This window comes from Pseudarthrobacter ribosi (assembly GCF_055412865.1).
On the sequence record NZ_JBVAYZ010000012.1, the window covers coordinates 52,848 to 70,009 of the forward strand.

A 17,162-nucleotide genomic window follows, 5' to 3' on the forward strand; every position below is an offset into this window, starting at 1 on the left:
GCACGATCGACATAGACCAGTCTGCAGCCACGGGTCCCGTGTAAAATTGCTTCCACGATGACCCCCGACGAATCCGCCCGTCCCCAGTTGTTGCCCGCCACGGCCATGGTCGGCCGCGATGATCCAGCAGACCGTATTCTCACCACCGCTTACGAGCTGTTCTCCCGCCGCGGCATCCGCGACGTCGGGGTCAACGAGCTGATCAACTCTTCCGGGGTTTCCAAAGCAACGTTTTACAGGCATTTCCCGTCAAAGAACGCTCTGGTCCTTGCCTTCCTGGAGCTCCGGGACCAGGTGTGGACCGTGGACCTCATTGTCTCCGAGGCCAGAAGCCGCGGCAACACCGCCGAGGAACAGCTACTGGCAGTCTTCGATGTGTTCGGGGACTGGTTCCAGCGCGCTGACTTCGAGGCGTGCACGTTCATCAACGTCCTGCTGGAGATGGGCCCCGGGCACCCACTCGGCCAGGCGAGCATCGGCTATCTCAGCATGATCAGGGGCCACATTCAGGCCCTGGCCGATGAAGCCGGGCTGAACCGCCCCGACGAATTCGCAAGATCCTGGCACATCCTGATGAAGGGTTCCATCATCTCGGCAACCGAGGGGGACATCATGGCTGCGAAGCGTGCCCAGCAAATGGCCCGCTGGCTCATCGAACACCACCGGAGCCTTTGACCTCGGGTTAGTGCGTTCAGTGCTCCGGATGACAGCGCTTGGTTCTCCATGCACACGCGCCTCGAACTTCGGCCTGCGCTAGCTTGCCGAACGCTGGATCAATCAGCAATGCGTCCGTCGCCTCACGGGGCCCGGGTGAAGGTCCCGAGTCCGGTGGCGTTGTAGAAGTCCAGGGTGACTGCCGGCGAGGAGCTGTCCGCGTTTTTTGCAAAGAGTGCACCGGCCAGGCCGTTGCCGTTCTCTCCGATGGATTCAAAGCTGAAGGTGTCGCCGTCGAAGTGTGTGAGGGGGAAAGTGGTTGGAGCGCCGGGTGGTCCCATTCTCATGGCGAGTTTCCCGCCCTGCTCGAGGACCACAAGCGGGCCGTAGTAGGTGTTGTCGTAGGTGCCCGTGTAGGCAGTGTTTGTCTTGGCAGGAGAAGGGGCGGACGGGGCCTTGGTGTAGTCGACTTTGGGCTTCTCGGAATCATCTATTTGTTTGAATACGCCCGCGGTGAATGCCAGCCAATCGACCGTGGGTGATCCGTGCTGGGCTGTGTCCAGGAATCCGGCGGTGATTGCCTCAGGAATGCCCTGCGGGCGCCCGTTGGTCAGTGCCACGATGCCGAGTTGTTCGCCCGGAAGCATGGAAACGGCGGTAGCGGCGCCTAGATTGAACGCCCCGGAGTGTCCGAGCTGGACGCGGGCCTGGTCGTCGTAGGAGACGTTCCAGCCCAGCCCGTAGAAACGGGAGCGGGCAGCCGGTGCGGACGCCGGCCCGGAAACTGCATGGGGAACGTGGGTCGTTTGGAGGGCCGCCGGATCAATAATGGGCTTGCCCTGGTAGGTGCCGTTGCCGAGCTGCAGCCGTAGCCATTGCGCCAGGTCCCGCACGGAGGAACTTGCGCCGCCGGCCGGCGCCTCTGAATCGGCATCGCGGCGGAATTTCGCTGCCCACTCCTTGTTCCCGAGCGGCACGTGAATAGATGCTTTGTCCGACGCCTTCTCATAGTCCGAGTGCCGATAACTGCTCGCGGACATGCCCAGCGGCCCGAAGAGGATCTCCTCGGCCAGGTCCTCCCAGGAAAGTTTCATCGCATCCGCCGCTGCCTGGCCGGCTTCCGTGTAGCCGAAATTGCTGTAGTTGTAGCTGGACCGGAACGTATCAAGGGGCTCCTGGTTGAGCTGGCCGAGGATGTACGCACGGTCGAATCCAAGGTCTTCGAGCAGGTCACCCGATCCTGTTTTCAGCCCGCTGCGGTGTGCCATCAGATCCGCGAAGCTCGCATTTCGTGTGACGTAGTCATCGTTGAGCGCGAAGCTCTTGTTATGTTCAATGACTGGGTCGGTCCAGTTGATGACCTGCCGTCCCACCACACCCGCCACCACCGTTGACGCCAGGGGCTTGGACACCGAAGCAAGCTGGAACACCGTGTCAGGACCGATCCGCTCGGGCTTTCCGACCTCCCGCACGCCAAATCCATTGGAGTAGACGACTTCGTCCCGATACACCACGGCCACGGCCATCCCGGGCAGCCCGGTCTGGTCCATGGCGTCCCGCACGAGTCCGTCGAGCTTGGCCAGGGCAGCGGTGACTTTGGGCCGGTCCAGCAGTGGTTCGATCTGTCCCGGCGGGGCCGGGAGCAGCGATGGCGACGCCGCGACTCGTGCGGATTCGCCGGTGCACGCGGACAGAAGGGGGATGCCGGCAACCCCGGCCGCTCCGGCCCCGAACGTCTTTAGCAGCGCACGTCGGTTCGGAGGAACAGAGTCTATGTGGTCCATGAACGCCCCTTTGATGTGCCAGACCGCGGGTGCTACCGGTCGATGCCAACTTCCCCGGTAGTCCCTATGGTGGACCTCGCACTCGAAATAGGACAGTGGCAATCACTCCATGTGCTGGCCAATGCGCACTCACCCAGGGTCGGGAACCGACTCGGAATCTGGGCGGATCCGGCGAAGCGAAATGATGGGAAGGTCACCGTCCGTTTCGATGGAGTCACCGCCTCCATTGCGGCTGTGATACCCGGTTGAAAAGTGTCGCACCACGTGTACTGCCGCCCCCGCCTCTCGCAGAATGCCGACAACAAGATTCCGTTCCTGATCCGTGTCGCGGGCAATCTTGTGGGTGATCTGAAAGGTGAACATTGACAGGCCCACCCTGCGATCAAATGTTGCCGCACCCACCAGATCCACATCGAATCCGCCCGGCAACTTCCAATCAGGAGGGCAGATCCAAAACCGGACATGATGACGATGGGCCGGGCTGCCTGCCACTTCCCGTTCGAAAGCCAGATCCTGTCTTTGCTGAAACACGAACAGCGGGCTGACCGGAGCCCGGGGATAACTCCGGTGCAGCAACGCGGCGCGGATGATCCGCCAACTACTCCGAAGAGTCACGGGATCCGGCTCGCTCCATCCCGCCGATAACATCGATGACCGCAACAGCTCCGGTGTCCCGATAACGGCCAGATTGATGGGATCCCCGAGCAAGCCATCAGCCGTTCTGGTTCGGCCAATGAAGTAGCTGGGAACGTAGATCCGGGCCAGAAGCCGGTTGATTCTCGGCAGCAGAACGTAGGAGGCCAAGACCCAGATGATCAGGAAAGGCCAAAGCTGGCGTCCGCCGTCGTCGATTTCAGCCAGAACAAGCTCGTAGACCATCCACCCGGCCAGCAGCGTCAGGAGGAAGACGAACGACCGCTGAGCCCATAAGTAGAAAGTCTCCGGCACCCTGCCGCGCCGCGGCCGCGGCAGCTTCATGTTCTCTGTTGAACCCGACCCGGCCCTATCGCTCATGGTCCCATTATGGGCGCCACACGGGCACCTCCCGGCGGGTTGGACACGGCTGATGCGGGCGGCCCATCGTGGCCGTCCCAGATCCGGGCGGGACCCTGCATCGGTCAACGCAGGCTGTTCCCAGCGCTGACCTATCTCGATAGGGTGATCACGGGCGGTGTGATGGAAGAATCGCCCGGTTTGGGATCAGTTGCCGTAAGGGAGTCTGATCATGCCATTCGATTCTCGGGAGGAAGTATGACGACTAATCCAGAGCAGGATCCAAGCCAGGAAGGCCCGGCGGACGGTGGCGCGGCAGGCATCCCCGGCGCCCACGACGGCGGTGCTGACGGCGGTGCTGACGGCGGTGCCGATGGCGGTGCTGATGGCGGTGCCGATGGCGGTGCTGACGGGGGTGCTGACGGCGGTGCCGACGGGGGTGCCGATGGTGGTGCTGACGGTGGTGCCGAACAACGAGGCAGCTAGGTTTGAGCACTTCTAGCAACGACTTTCAGGGCCCCGACGCCGTGGGTGGCGCCGGGGTTCTGGAAACTCGCCTGATTGACATCGGTCGCGAGAGGTTCGCCAGTGACGTCTGGGGGCGCACAGCGCTACTCACGCGTCTCGTTAGCGACTTCTCGGATCTGTTCTCAGCCGAGGCCGTTGACGAATTGATTTCGCGCCGTGGACTGCGCACACCTTTCTTGCGCGTCGCCAAGGGTGGCTCCACATTGCCCGACTCTTCCTTCACCTCCCCGGCCGGCGCTGGCGCCAGTATCCCGGACCAACTTGACGACACCGAGCTTTGGCGTAAATTCGCTGAGGGTGCCACGCTGGTCCTGCAAGCGCTGCACCGCACGTGGGAGCCGATTTCGGACTTCAGCACCAGGCTAAGCACCGAGCTCGGACATCCGGTGCAGGCCAACGCCTATATCACTCCGCCTCAGAACCGTGGATTTGATGATCACTATGATGTCCACGACGTCTTCGTTCTGCAGATCGAGGGGACCAAGCGCTGGATCATCCATGAGCCAGTCCATGTGGATCCGCTGCGTAATCAGCCTTGGACCGATCGTCGCTCCGACGTCGCCGAAGCCGCGAAAGACAAGGCATACATCGACACAGTGCTGGAGCCGGGTGATGCCCTCTACCTGCCGCGTGGCTGGTTGCACGCCGCTGAGGCGCAGGGCAAAGTCTCAATCCACCTCACGCTGGGAATCCACAACTGGACCCGCTACGCGTTGGCCGAACACCTCGCTCAGACCGCCCTTGCAAAGCTATGCGACGATCCCGAGATGCGCCGCACCTTGCCGCTGGGCGTAAACGGACTGGATGGGGAAATCGCCACCGTCCGCGAGCGTCTCGCCGCCGCCCTCTCGGAGAGTGACCCCACGCCCCTGTTCCGCCGCACCGGGCGGGGACAGGGACGCCCGGCGCCGCTGGGCCCGGTGGCCCAGCTCGCGGCCGTCGAGGGCCTCGGCCCCCAGTCGCTGGTGCAACTTCGGGGTGCACTGGAAGCACGGCTCGATGGCTCGCGCCTGACCACGCGCGTGGGTTGGCTCGACTTCCACGAGACAGATTTGCCTTCTGTGACGTTCCTGCTCGACGGCAGTGTTCACTCCGCGACTGATCTCGGCGTCGAACTCGTCGAAAGACTGCTGCGCGCGGGGGTTCTCGTTCCCGTTGACCAGTGACTTTGCCGCTATGGCCGCCACGGAACGTTTCTTTTGCGCAGAAAGCGCCCAACTTCGCGGCGACTCGATGGCAGGTTCAGCCTCGCGCGGCTTGGTTTGGGTCCTCATCGAGTACCGGGGCGGGTGGCCGTCCAACGGCTTCGACGGCCTCGATGTTGAGCCTGAGACCAAAGCGCTGGTGGTCTCCGCCGCGCAATCGGCCCGCGCGCGGGTGCTGCTGGTGAAGCGGCCCGGCCGCCGCCGGCGCGGGGGCCCCAGCCGCTGGGCCGTTCTGCGCCATCAAAACTCCGGTGCCTATCTTCAACAATGGGGAACATGGCGCCATGATGAGGACCTGGCGGAAATTGCCACCGCCCTTACCTCCCCCGGAAAGCTCGGCCTTCCACCTGTCATCCTGGTCTGCACCCATGGTCCGCACGACCCTTGCTGTGCCGTGTGGGGACGGCCCGTGGGACGCGCACTGAGTGAGCGCTGGCCTGAGCTGGTATGGGAGTGCACCCACGTAGGCGGGGACAGGTTCGCAGCTAACGCCGTCATTGCCCCCGACGGCGTGTACTACGGCGGACTCGATGCCGAGTCCGCCGTCGCCACCATCGAAGACCACCTTGCCGGCCGCATCCGCGCCGATTATCTGCGCGGATATACGGACCTCTTCCCACCACAACAGGCTGCCGTCGCGGCCGCGCTCAAACGTTTCGGCCCTGCTGGCCGGCATGACTATCGGATCGCCGAAACCTTGCGGGACGGCGACCATTGGCGGATCCACATCACGGGCAGCCCGCCTCAACCGGCGCATATCGACGTCGAACTGCAGGCCCACCGCACACCGCCACGTCCGTTGACCTGCCGGGGACCGGCGACCGGCTCGGTAGTGGTCTACGAGCTCACTTCCATCCGCAGCGTCTGAACAGACAGCCGACGGGGAGTTCTACTTCTTCAATCAATCCGCGACCCTGTCTTTGGAACGGTGAATCCTCGGGGTCAGATATGGACGCCGTTCCGTCGGAACGGCCTACACGAGCGGCCACGGGTAACGCATGCCGGTGCGGTCAACCGGCAGCACCCATGCGCGCAGCAGGCGCTGCACGCGGTGTTGCAGGGCGGTGACCTCTTCGCGGTCGAGGAGTTCGGCCACCGCGGGAGGCACGGTCTCTGTGAGGGGAGCGATGTCCTCGAGCAGGGTGTCGGGAATGTGGTCACCGGCAAAGTCCCAGATCACGGTGCGCAGTTTAAAGCTTGCCGAGAAGCACAGTCCCTGGTCGATGCCCCAGATTCGTCCGTCGTCGCCGCGCAGCACGTGTCCGCTTTTGCGGTCCGTGTTGTTGGCGATGTAATCGAACAGGGCGATCTGCGCCAGGTCGCGGTGGGTCTCGGGTGCTTCGGCGTACAGAGTGAAGTAGTGCTCACGGAAGTCGCACACGATGAACCATTGCAGCGAGCCGATCCCCAACGGGGCGTCCTCGCGGATCACTGTCGGTGGCACGAGTCCCCACCCCAAGGACTCGCTGAGCAGGTAGGCGGCGCGTTCCCGCCGGTAGAGCCCGGGCTCGAAATCGGACAGCGGCCTTTCGCCGGCCTCCGGCTTGTAGACCGCATACGCGGCCTCGTCCCCGCGGCAGACCTGGACGAGGAACGTCTCGTTGCTGCTGCGCGGAAGGCGTCCGAGCAGCTCGATGCGGCCCTCGGCGAGCACTGTCAGCTCACGGTCGGACACCGGCTGTCCCGTTCCACCGTCGGTCCCGATGCACGCAGTTCCAAGTTCACGGCGCCCTCAGTCGGCTGAGGGGTTCCGACGTCGAATTGACCATCAGTACGGTGAGTGCCTGACCGTCCACATACGAGATCGCTGACACCGAGCCCGGACTGATGACAATGCGCTGGAAGAGGTCCAAGTGCGTGCCCAGGGCGTGGGCGACGGCGGCCTTGATCGGATCGGCGTGGGAGAAGCACACCAGAACGCCCCCGGCGTGGGCAGCGCATAGGGCCTCCAACGCTCCGACGATCCGCGCCTGCATCTGGGTGAAGCTCTCGCCGTTCGGGAAGCGGAAGGCGGACGGGGTGTGCTGGACGCTCTGCCACTGCGGTAAGGCCGCCACGTCGGCGATCGCGGCGCCAGTCCAGTCACCCTTGTCGCATTCATTCAGGCCCGCGTCCTGTTTCACTTCCAATCCCATGCGGGCCGCCGTCGGCTCCGCTGTCTCAATGGTGCGCTCCAGCGGCGAGGAATAGATGGCGTCGACCGGCAGACTCGCGAGCCGTTCCGCGACATGTTCGGCCTGGGCCCGGCCGCGGTCGGAAAGGTGCAGTCCCGGGGCCCGCCCCGGCAGTACCGTGCCCGTCGTCGGCGTCTCCCCGTGGCGCACCAGAAGCAGGAGCGTGCCCTGCCGCTCAGATGAGGTTCCAGGTGCCGATGGTGTCGGCGGCGGTGCTGCAGTCATCACCATCCAGCGTATTCCGCACTCCGTTCTAATGCGCACGAATCTGAAGAATTTGCTCGATTCCCGGCACAGTGGAGGATTACCGTAAAGGGGTGAGTGATCGCCCCGATATCTTCACTGCTGGTGAATTGCGTGCCTCCGGCCACGTACACAAGGACCTGCGCCGCGAAATCCGCGACAACCTGCTCGCCGCGCTCGCCGCCGGCCGCGATCCGTGGCCCGGGATGTTCGGCTTCGGCCGGACCGTGCTGCCCCAGCTCGAGCGGGCCCTCCTTGCCGGGCACGACGTCGTCCTGCTCGGCGAACGGGGACAGGGCAAAACCCGGCTTCTGCGCACCCTGGCCGGGCTGCTGGACGAGTGGTCGCCGGTGATCGAGGACTCGGAACTGAACGAACACCCCTACGAACCCATCACCGAGCACTCCCGGGCCCGTGTCCTCACCGAGGGGGACCGGCTGCGGGTGGCGTGGCGGCACCGCTCGGAACGGTACGTCGAGAAACTCGCGACACCGGACACCTCCGTCGCGGACCTGATCGGCGACGTCGACCCGATGCGGGTGGCCGAGGGCCGCCGCCTGGGGGACCCGGAAACCATCCACTACGGCCTGGTCCCGCGCTCCAACCGCGGGATCATTGCCATCAACGAACTGCCCGACCTCGCCGAGCGGATCCAGGTCTCGATGCTGAACGTGATGGAGGAACGCGATATCCAGATCCGCGGCTACGTGCTGCGGCTCCCGCTGGACGTCCTCGTCGTCGCGTCCGCCAACCCGGAGGACTACACGAACCGCGGCCGGATCATCACACCCCTGCGGGACCGCTTCGGCGCCGAGATCCGCACCCACTACCCGATCGAGCTCGACGACGAGGTCGCCGTGATCCGGCAGGAGGGGCAGCTGGTGGCCGGCGTCCCGCCCGTCATCCTCGAGATCCTGGCCCGCTACACCCGGGCGCTGCGGCAGTCCCCGGCAGTCAACCAGACCTCCGGGGTGTCCGCGCGGTTCGCCATCGCCGGTGCCGAAACCGTTGCCGCGGCGGCCCTGCGCCGGGCCAGCGTGCGCGGGGAGGACGAGGCCGTTGCCCGGATCATCGACCTGGACGCCGCCGTGGAAGTCCTGGCCGGGAAGATCGAGTTCGAATCGGGAGAGGAAGGGCGGGAACAGGACATCCTGGACCACCTCCTGCGCATGGCCACCGCGGAAGCCGTGCGGGCGCACTTCCACGGCATCGATATGGGTGCACTCGTGGCGGCGCTGGACGGCCGCACCTCGGTGACCACCGGGGAACTGGTCACCGCGCGGGAGTTCCTCGAAAACCTCCCGTCCCTCGACGGGTCGCGCCTCTACGACCAGATCAGTGAGCGCCTGGGCGCGACGAACGACGGGCAGCGCGCCGCCGCCGTCGAACTGGCACTGGAAGGTCTCTACCTCGCCCGGCGGATCTCCAAGGAGTCCGACGATGAGACGACGGTCTACGGCTAAGTAGTCCAAGGGACAGGAGAGGAGGGACCCATGGGCGTTCACAACCGGTCCCGGTACGGCCGGTACAGGGGAGGTCCGGATCCGCTCGCCCCGCCCGTGGACCTGGCGGAGGCGCTGGACGCCGTCGCCGAGGACGTCATGGCCGGCTACTCGCCCCGGCACGCCCTTCAGGAGTATCTCCGCCGCGGCGGCCGGAACCGGGAAGGGCTCGACGACCTCGCCGGCCGGGTTCAGCAGCGGCGCAGTGACCTGCTGGGCCGGCACCGGCTGGACGGCACCCTCAACGAAGTCCAGAAGCTGCTCGACACCGCCGTGCTGGAGGAGCGCAAGCAGCTGGCCCGCGACGCGATGCTGGACAACACCGACCGCGCTTTCCGGGAGATGCAGCTGCAGAACCTGCCCCGCTCCACGGCAGCGGCGGTCAACGAACTGGCCTCCTACGACTGGCAGTCGAGCACCGCGAGGGAAGCCTACGAACGGATCAAGGACCTGCTGGGCCGCGAACTCCTGGACCAGCGGTTCGCCGGCATGAAGCAGGCCCTCGAGAGCGCCACGGACGAGGACCGCGCGGCCGTGAGCGAGATGCTGCAGGATCTCAACGAGCTCCTCGGCAAACACCGGCGCGGCGAGGACACGGACTTCCAGGCGTTCATGGCCCGGCACGGCGACTTCTTTCCGGAGAACCCGCAGTCGGTCGAGGAGCTGATCGACGCGCTGGCCCAGCGCGCGGCCGCCGCCCAGCGGCTCCTGCACTCCATGTCCGCCGAGCAGCGCGAGGAGCTGATGCAGCTCTCCGACCGGGCGTTCGGTTCACCCGAACTCATGGCCCAGCTCGGGCAGCTCGATGACAGCCTGCGCGTCCTGCGCCCCGGCGAGGACTGGGCCGGCTCCGAACGGTTCGAGGGGGAGGAGGGGCTTGGGCTCGGCGACGGCACCGGTGTGCTGCAGGATCTCGCCGAACTGGACGAGCTGGCCGAGCAGCTCTCCCAGTCCTATAACGGGTCGCGCCTCGACGACCTGGACCTGGACGCTCTGGCCCGCCAGTTGGGTCAGGATGCCGCGGTGACGGCCCGCACCCTCGCGGAAATCGAGCGGGCCATGCACGACGGCGGCTTCCTCCGGCGCGGGGCGGACGGGGATCTCCGGCTGTCACCGCAGGCCATGCGAAGGCTCGGCAAGTCGCTGCTGCGCGACACCGCCAAGCAGCTCTCCGGCCGGCAGGGGCGCCGGGACACGCGGGTGGCCGGGGCGGCGGGGGAGCAGACCGGTTCCAGCCGTCAGTGGGAGTTCGGGGACGCCGAGCCGTGGGACGTCACCCGGACCATCACCAACGCGATCCGCCGCACCATTGCCGACGGCGGTGACCCGGGCCGCGGCCTGCGCCTGGCTGTGGGTGACATCGAGGTGACGGACACGGAGGCCCGCACGCAGGCCGCCGTCGTACTGCTCGTCGACGTGTCCTTTTCGATGGCCGCCGAGGGGCGCTGGGTGCCCATGAAACGCACCGCGCTCGCCGTGCACCACCTCGTCTCCACCCGGTTCCGCGGCGACCGGCTGCAGCTGATCACTTTCGGCCGCTACGCGCAGTCCATGGACATCGGCGAACTTACGGCCCTGCCGGCCCTGCGGGAGCAGGGCACCAACCTGCACCACGGGTTGCTGCTGGCCGGCCGGTTCTTCCGCCAGCACCCGTCGATGCAGCCCGTCCTGCTGGTGGTGACCGACGGCGAACCGACCGCGCACCTGCTGGCCGACGGCGAGTCGTGGTTTGCGTATCCGCCGGACGCGGAGACCATCCGTGTGACCGTGGCCGAGCTGGACCGCCTCGGGCGTGCCGGCACGCAGGCCACGTTCTTCCGGCTGGGCGATGACCCGGGCCTGGAACGGTTCGTCCAGAAGATGGCCCGCCGCATCGACGGCCGCGTCGTCGCGCCCGAGGCCGGGGACCTGGGAGCTGCCGTGGTGGGGGAATACCTCCGCGCCCACTTCCGCGGACGCCCCTACGACGACGCCGACTGGGCTCAATAGAAGCTCAACGACGCCGCGAAGGCCCGGCATTCGGATTCCGTGAGCCGCCAGGGACGCCAGCGGCGCTGCCTAGGGCTCGACGAGGATCAGGATTGTTTCCGGACGGACGCCGTCGAATTTCATCGCATCGGCTGCCTCTTGGGACTCCATGATCCGCTGGAACTTTTCCATGTCGGGGACTTGGACGATCAAACCCACACGGTGGCCTTTTGCCGGGTCGATAAACGTTCGAACCGTGATGCCCAGAGGCCCGAATACGTCTTCCCTTTTTGGTGAGCTGAGCCAGTGCTCAACGTCGTCGACCTCGTGGAAGATCATTAATGTTGGCATCGTTGCCTCGACTTTCTGGGGTGGTGCCAGGAGCCGGGCTGGTCAAGGGGCCGCGTCGGGACATCCTGATCACGCCGAACGTACCACGGCCTCGAATGCAGCGGTAGCGGGGAATATCGACAGCTCGGCCCCTCGCAAAGCGGCCGGTCGAGGAGCTAAGAAAGGTGGGCCAGTAGGCTATCAAGGCGCCGTCCTAGATGTCTGCCAGGGTCAGGGCCGGCGGCGAACTTCCGTCGATGTCCAGCACGCCGAACTCCTTCGCGACGGCGGCGGCGACGAGCACCTGGCCGGTGCGCGACAGCAGGTTCGGATCGTGGAACAGCGCGTTGATCACGCGGCCGATGAACTCGGGGCTTTCGCTGGCCGAGAGATCAAATGCGCCGCTCTCCGCCGCCGCCAGCACCGCCTCGGTGCGCACCAGGCCGGGGTAGAGCGAGATCACCGGCACGTCGAACGGTTTCAGCTCGACCGCCATGTCGGACGTCATCTTGTCCGTCGCCGCTTTGGCGATGCCGTAGATCGTGTTGCCGAGGTGACGCTGCGCGGCCCAGAAGCTGATGTTGACGAGCAACCCGCGGCGCCGCGGCGTCATCAGGCGCGCCGCGTGCGCCGAACAAACAAAGGCCGCACGGACGCCGGCATCCATCATGCCGGTCCAGCGGTGCGTCGGCTGCTCCCAAAACGGCGCAGGCCACGTGAACGCGCCACCTTCGACCATCTTCTCGTAGCCGCCCCAGGCGCAATTGACGAGGAGATCGAGGCGGCCGCACTCGGACCGGATCACTTCAAACACGTGCGCCGTCTCTTCGTCTTGGAGATGGTCGCAGCGCAGGCGCCGTATCTCCCTCGGCAGATCCGCCTGGTCGATCGAGCGGCCTGTGCCGTACACCCGAAACCCCGCGGCCAGTAGGGCAAGTGCGATGCCCCGGCCCACCCCTCGGCTCGCACCGGTCACGAGCGCCACGTTTCCCGTTGGCGCCTCGTCGCGTTCGCGTTCGCTGGTCATGCCAAGCGGCCCCCGCTTGCATTCTTGGTCCGTGACCCCATGATAAGCCGGTGCTTCGGGCCCGGCGCCCCGACAAGGTTTTGTGGGTGAAATAAGTGTCGGCTACGCCGCTGCCTGCGTGTCAGAATCCTCACATGACCAACGAACGCAGTGAACTGAAGAGCATCGGATACGAGATCTTCATCGGTATCCTTTCCATCCTGTCGATCGTCAACCTCGTGCTCTTGTATGCCGCGCAGGAGAAGTCGCTCGACACCGTGCTCACGGTGATGAACGCCCTGTTCAGCGTGATCTTTGTCGTCGACTTCATCTACCGGATCGTCACAGCGCCATCGGCGGGCGCCTATTTTTTCAGGTACTTCGGCTGGGCCGACCTGTTGGCCAGTGTGCCTTTGGCGCAGTTCAAGATCCTGCGCGTCTTCCGGCTGGTCCGGGTGTACCGCCTGCTCAGCGATGTCGGCATCGGCACGGTCGGCCGCGCTCTGATCAAAGATCGGGCCGGCAGTTCCCTGTACATACTGCTGCTTATGGGCATTTTCGTGCTGGAATTCGGAAGCCTCACGATCCTCGGCGTCGAGGAGGGCGCCCCGGGGGCCAACATCACGACCGCCTCGGACGCCATTTGGTACACGATCGTCACGATCTCGACAGTCGGATACGGTGACCAATATCCGGTCACCGATGCGGGCCGCATGATCGGGACAGGCATCATCATCGTCGGTGTCGGCATCTTCGGCACATTCACCGGCTTCCTGGCCAACTTCTTCTTATCTCCCAAGAAGAAGGTCTCCGCGCCGCCCGTCGATGAGGCTGACTCGAGGACCTCAACGGTCGAAGGGCTCCGCCTGAGCCTCGAAAAGTCCGAAGCAAAGCTCGCCGAGATCAGAAAGCTGCTGGCCGGGCCAGCCCCGTGAACGTCTACCCTGCCGCGGGGTGCCCGGGCGTGGTGGATCGGCCGGGGGAGTCCTGCGGCGCGGGGCGGGCCGGGTCCGGCCCTTCCACACGAATGGGAAGTATCCAGATGCAGATGCCAAGGGCGGCGATCCATAGTCCCCAGCCGGTGCTGCCAATCAGGCCGGCCAGGTCCCAGACCGGAAATCCGGGAACGGCGGTGGCGAGTACGTCGCCCTGGTTCAGGAGATACAGCGTACTGACCGCCAGACCGGTAACTCCGAGCCAGCGCGGGAGGACTTTGCGGCGCAAGATGATCACGCAGAGCGTTACGGACCAGCCGATGATCAGCAGCTGACCTAGATGTTCGCCGAGAAGGGCGCCGCCGAACTGGTGCTGGGCGGTCCAGGCGGCTTCCACGGCCGTCCGCGTCGCAGTGTCGCCGTCGCGGTGGGCTTCTGCCAGTGATGGAACTACGAAGACCCAGCGCAGAAATCCGATCAGCGACAGCAGTACCGAGGCTGCGCCCGCCCAGGTCGCGATCTTCAGTGCCGGGTTCCGACGGAGGCCGAGCACTGAGGGTAGCAGCAGAACCGGTATCGCCATGAGGGCGTACGTCCAGGCTGTCGCGAACCAGGTCCAGACCAGGGCCGGGCCGCCGGCGGCGAACGCCGGCAGGACCACGCTGGCTGGCTCACGCAGGATATCCGGCCAGTCGAATATTGCCGATAACGTGCTGGCAGCCGCCGCAAACGTGACGGCGCTGAGCACGAACATGCCACCCGTGAACCTCTTCAGTCCTGTGCTTGTTGGTGCCACGATGACCTGCGATCTGCCCGGTGTGAACACAATGCGCGCCTAAGCTTCACAGTTCGCCGAACCATCAACATTGCACAGAGGCGAAAGCCCCACGCGCGCCGTGGACGCGGCGGACGACGGCGGGAGGTCCCGCCGTCGTCCGCTCAGCAGGTTCAGTCCTGGGCGCTGAGGCTCCAGTGGATTCGGATGGCCTCGGCAATTGGGCCAGCGGTGACGTCGACCCGGAAAGCGACGGGCGCGGTCTCTGTCTCTTCGATGACCGAGTCACGGTACACGCGGCCGCATGAGGGACACAGGGTGTAGAGATCCTCATCCTCAGGCCATTTCGCCAGCTCGGCGGGAGCCGGGGTGTTGTCTCCGAGGTAGACCGGGACGCCATGTGAGTTGGCTTGAATCAACCCGTCATTGCTGACGGTGTTGCCGCACACGCAGGTGATGGTGGTGACATCATGGCCGATAACGTCGGCGGTTTCAGTGTCCATGAAGACCTCCCCGGTGCTGGTAGAGACGTTCTGGTATTAGCTTATGCCTGCCGGTCTGTGCGGCGGCACTGGAACTAGATAACGTCAGCTGCGTGGAAGTGGCCATCTGCTGGGAACGTGCGGCTGGGCGCGAACTAGACGGGATTCCGGACTACACTCGACAAACTCTGATTACCTTCACCCGCTACACCTGGAGGACGACATGAACAGCGTTGATTCAGCGGACGGGACGGCGATTGCCGTCGACAGAACGGGAACCGGGCCGGCCCTTATTGTGGTGGTGGGGGCCTTCTGCGATCGTCACTCGAAGGAATCGCTGGCCACAGCACTCGCGGACCGGTACACGGTCTTCCAGTACGACCGTCGAGGTCGAGGCGACAGTGGACCGGTCGGTGATGTCACGGTCGAGCACGAGATCGAGGACTTCGCTGCCGTCGTCGCGCAGACAGGGGAGAAGCCATTCGTTTTCGGCGATTCCTCAGGTGGCGCCATTGTCATCGCAGCAGCAGCCGCTGGAGTCCAAGTTCGAAAGATTGCCACGTACGAGGTGCCATTCACGCAAGGCCCGAGTTTCGAGCTCGCGGACCAACTTGCGGCATTGGTCTACGCCGGCGACCGGAGCGGGGCAGTGGAGCGTTTCTTGAAGCTGATGGGAGCTCCCCCGGAAGCCATCGAGGGGATGAAGCAGGGTCCAAACTGGCCCCATATGGAATCGTTTGCGGCAACTCTCCCCGTCGACGTCAGACTGTGCAATGACGGCCGCATCCCCCAGAACCAACTGGCCAAGGTCTTGGTTCCCCTCCTGGCCATCGCCGGTGATCGTGGGCCCTGGGCGGTGAACGTAGCGAACGCCATCGCGACGGCAGCGCCGAAGGGCGAGTCGCGGATTCTGGCTGGCTACGGGCATGACGTGCCTGACACCGAACTCAGCGGGGTCCTGTCCGCGTTCTTCGACTGACGCCGTCGCGGGACAGCGCGCTGCTCGCAGCAGTATGGTGCTCCTAGAAGGGGGCTGTTATGAGTGAGACGTTGCAGGGGCAGGCCCTTTCCCTATGGCTTGCAACTGCTCCGGGCACGGGCTATTCCTCGCTTGGTGGCGGCCTCGACGTCGACATCGCGGTGATCGGCGGCGGCGTGGCGGGCCTGACGGCAGCGCTGGCCTTGAAACGTGCTGGTCAATCGGTCGCGATTATTGAGGCGGCGCGTGTCGGTACAGGCGTCACCGGGCACACCACCGGCAAGGTAACCTCCCTGCAACGCTTGGTGTACACCGAGCTTGCAGGGCGCCACGGCCCTGACACGGCGCGCCGCTATGGACAGGCGAACCAGGCGGCCATCGAGCACATCGCCCGCGTGGTTTCGGACGAGGGCATTGACTGCGGTTTCCGCCGCGTACCTAACTTCACCTACGCGGAAACCGACGAGGCCCTGAAGCTCGTCCGGGATGAGGCGGCTCTGGCTGCCAGGCTCGGCCTTCCATCCATCTTTACCGCGGATGTGCCGCTGCCTTTCGCAGTCAAGGGAGCCGTCCGCTTTGACAATCAGGTGCAGATCCACGCCGTGAGATATGTGCAGGGCCTTGCCCGCGCGGTCGATGGCGGTGGCAGTTTTGTGTTTGAGGAATCCAGGGCCCTGGCGCTCCGGGACGGCTCACCGGTTGTCGTGGAGACGGAGCGGGGTTCCCTCCGCGCGCGGGATGTAATCGTGGCCACCAACGTGCCCTTCGGCGACCAGGGAAGTTTTGCTGAGAAGTTCATCCTGCACCGTTCCTATCTCGTCGCCAGCCGAGCGGGTTCCCTTCAACTGGAGGGGACCTACATCAGTGTCGACGAACCGATGCGCTCGATTCTGGCTGTCGAAATCGATGGCGCCAGCTACGTGCTCGCTGGCGGCGAGGGCCACCGGCCCGAAGACTCCGGCGACACCGCAGAGCGATACCGCCGACTGACAGCTTTCAGCCGTGACCGCCTCGGCACCGATGAGCCCGTATTCCGCTGGTCCACCCAGGACAGCATTTCCGTAGACGGCCTCCCGTATGTAGGCCCCATGTCCCCGGACTCCAAGCACATCCATGTGATCACCGGTTTGCGGAAGTGGGGACTGACCAACGGCTCCGCCGCGGCCCTGATCCTAGCCGACACCTTGTGCGGCCGGGCGAATCCGTGGGCGCGAATGTTCGACAGCACCCGGACGCCACCGGCCGAGGTCACGGCGCCCGCGCTCCAGAGCGTTTCACTTCCGCCCGTGCCACAGCAGGCAGCGCCGGATCAGGAAGCCAAGGGTGCTCCCACGCTCCCTGCCCCAGGGGAAGGCGCAGTCATCGATCGGGAAGGCGAAAAGATCGCCGTCTATGCTGATCCGGCCGGTGGAGTGCGCTCGGTCTCGGCGACTTGCACGCATTTGGGCTGCACTGTCGAGTTCAATACCGCCGATGCGACCTGGGACTGCCCCTGCCACGGTTCGCGGTTTGCCACCGACGGCACCGTCATTCAGGGTCCGGCCAGCACCAACCTCGCCCCTCGCCCCTCGCCCCCTTATGGGGGATGATCTTGCTTTAGTCCG

The 17,162-nt window shown here is 65.3% G+C and carries 17 protein-coding genes; 8 read left to right on the forward strand and 9 right to left on the reverse strand.

What is annotated here, in order from left to right:
- The first annotated feature begins 57 nt into the window (after positions 1–57).
- The gene (locus tag ACZYZ5_RS13160; RefSeq protein WP_463902189.1) at positions 58–675 is read left to right on the forward strand and encodes a TetR/AcrR family transcriptional regulator; all 618 of its coding nucleotides are present in this window, start codon (positions 58–60) and stop codon (positions 673–675) included.
- A 122-nt stretch (positions 676–797) separates the two neighbouring features.
- Here the strand turns inward: ACZYZ5_RS13160 and ACZYZ5_RS13165 are convergent, their stop codons facing one another.
- The 3 genes from ACZYZ5_RS13165 to ACZYZ5_RS13175 all read right to left on the reverse strand — a co-directional run bounded on the left by ACZYZ5_RS13165 (position 798) and on the right by ACZYZ5_RS13175 (position 3,905).
- Positions 798–2,438 carry a serine hydrolase gene (locus ACZYZ5_RS13165; RefSeq protein WP_463902191.1) on the reverse strand — a complete coding sequence of 547 codons (1,641 nt, stop codon included), beginning with the start codon at positions 2,436–2,438 and terminating at the stop codon, positions 798–800.
- A gap of 129 nt (positions 2,439–2,567) precedes the next feature.
- The gene (locus ACZYZ5_RS13170) at positions 2,568–3,452 is read right to left on the reverse strand and encodes an LssY C-terminal domain-containing protein (RefSeq protein ID WP_463902192.1); all 885 of its coding nucleotides are present in this window, start codon (positions 3,450–3,452) and stop codon (positions 2,568–2,570) included.
- A 186-nt stretch (positions 3,453–3,638) separates the two neighbouring features.
- Complete coding sequence (locus tag ACZYZ5_RS13175) at positions 3,639–3,905, reverse strand: hypothetical protein (RefSeq protein WP_463902194.1); 267 nt, start codon at positions 3,903–3,905, stop codon at positions 3,639–3,641.
- Positions 3,906–3,919: 14 nt separating this feature from the next.
- Here ACZYZ5_RS13175 and ACZYZ5_RS13180 point away from each other — a divergent pair, with 14 nt between their 5' ends.
- Together ACZYZ5_RS13180 and ACZYZ5_RS13185 are read left to right on the forward strand one after the other, a co-directional pair.
- On the forward strand, positions 3,920–5,125 hold the full coding sequence (locus ACZYZ5_RS13180; protein ID WP_463902195.1) for a cupin domain-containing protein: 1,206 nt from the start codon (positions 3,920–3,922) through the stop codon (positions 5,123–5,125).
- Between the two features lie 10 nt (positions 5,126–5,135).
- Positions 5,136–6,032: a ferredoxin family protein gene (locus ACZYZ5_RS13185; RefSeq protein ID WP_463902196.1), complete on the forward strand. Its 897-nt coding sequence runs from the start codon at positions 5,136–5,138 to the stop codon at positions 6,030–6,032.
- 105 nt (positions 6,033–6,137) lie between these two features.
- Here ACZYZ5_RS13185 and ACZYZ5_RS13190 read toward each other — a convergent pair whose 3' ends face one another.
- A complete protein-coding gene (locus ACZYZ5_RS13190; RefSeq protein ID WP_463902197.1) occupies positions 6,138–6,839 on the reverse strand; it encodes an SCO1664 family protein in 702 nt (233 codons plus the stop codon).
- Between the two features lie 46 nt (positions 6,840–6,885).
- Positions 6,886–7,563 carry an MSMEG_4193 family putative phosphomutase gene (locus ACZYZ5_RS13195; RefSeq protein WP_463902198.1) on the reverse strand — a complete coding sequence of 226 codons (678 nt, stop codon included), beginning with the start codon at positions 7,561–7,563 and terminating at the stop codon, positions 6,886–6,888.
- Between the two features lie 92 nt (positions 7,564–7,655).
- On the opposite strand from ACZYZ5_RS13195, the gene ACZYZ5_RS13200 reads away from it, so the two are divergent.
- The gene (locus tag ACZYZ5_RS13200; protein WP_463902199.1) at positions 7,656–9,044 is read left to right on the forward strand and encodes a sigma 54-interacting transcriptional regulator; all 1,389 of its coding nucleotides are present in this window, start codon (positions 7,656–7,658) and stop codon (positions 9,042–9,044) included.
- 30 nt (positions 9,045–9,074) lie between these two features.
- The gene (locus tag ACZYZ5_RS13205) at positions 9,075–11,072 is read left to right on the forward strand and encodes a vWA domain-containing protein (protein ID WP_463902201.1); all 1,998 of its coding nucleotides are present in this window, start codon (positions 9,075–9,077) and stop codon (positions 11,070–11,072) included.
- Between the two features lie 69 nt (positions 11,073–11,141).
- On the opposite strand, the gene ACZYZ5_RS13210 is transcribed toward ACZYZ5_RS13205, so the two are convergent.
- Together ACZYZ5_RS13210 and ACZYZ5_RS13215 are read right to left on the reverse strand one after the other, a co-directional pair.
- Positions 11,142–11,390 carry a hypothetical protein gene (locus ACZYZ5_RS13210; protein ID WP_463902202.1) on the reverse strand — a complete coding sequence of 83 codons (249 nt, stop codon included), beginning with the start codon at positions 11,388–11,390 and terminating at the stop codon, positions 11,142–11,144.
- 205 nt (positions 11,391–11,595) lie between these two features.
- Entirely contained in the window at positions 11,596–12,408 is an 813-nt protein-coding gene (locus ACZYZ5_RS13215; RefSeq protein ID WP_463902203.1) for an SDR family NAD(P)-dependent oxidoreductase, read from the reverse strand.
- Positions 12,409–12,542: 134 nt separating this feature from the next.
- Here ACZYZ5_RS13215 and ACZYZ5_RS13220 point away from each other — a divergent pair, with 134 nt between their 5' ends.
- Positions 12,543–13,322 carry an ion transporter gene (locus tag ACZYZ5_RS13220; protein ID WP_463902205.1) on the forward strand — a complete coding sequence of 260 codons (780 nt, stop codon included), beginning with the start codon at positions 12,543–12,545 and terminating at the stop codon, positions 13,320–13,322.
- 4 nt (positions 13,323–13,326) lie between these two features.
- Here the strand turns inward: ACZYZ5_RS13220 and ACZYZ5_RS13225 are convergent, their stop codons facing one another.
- Positions 13,327–14,076 carry a DUF4386 domain-containing protein gene (locus ACZYZ5_RS13225; RefSeq protein ID WP_463902206.1) on the reverse strand — a complete coding sequence of 250 codons (750 nt, stop codon included), beginning with the start codon at positions 14,074–14,076 and terminating at the stop codon, positions 13,327–13,329.
- A gap of 194 nt (positions 14,077–14,270) precedes the next feature.
- A complete protein-coding gene (locus ACZYZ5_RS13230; protein WP_463902207.1) occupies positions 14,271–14,600 on the reverse strand; it encodes a hypothetical protein in 330 nt (109 codons plus the stop codon).
- 202 nt (positions 14,601–14,802) lie between these two features.
- Here ACZYZ5_RS13230 and ACZYZ5_RS13235 point away from each other — a divergent pair, with 202 nt between their 5' ends.
- Both ACZYZ5_RS13235 and ACZYZ5_RS13240 read left to right on the forward strand, forming a co-directional pair.
- Positions 14,803–15,558: an alpha/beta fold hydrolase gene (locus ACZYZ5_RS13235; RefSeq protein ID WP_463902208.1), complete on the forward strand. Its 756-nt coding sequence runs from the start codon at positions 14,803–14,805 to the stop codon at positions 15,556–15,558.
- A 71-nt stretch (positions 15,559–15,629) separates the two neighbouring features.
- Complete coding sequence (locus ACZYZ5_RS13240) at positions 15,630–17,147, forward strand: FAD-dependent oxidoreductase (RefSeq protein ID WP_463902209.1); 1,518 nt, start codon at positions 15,630–15,632, stop codon at positions 17,145–17,147.
- Positions 17,148–17,162 lie beyond the last annotated feature (15 nt).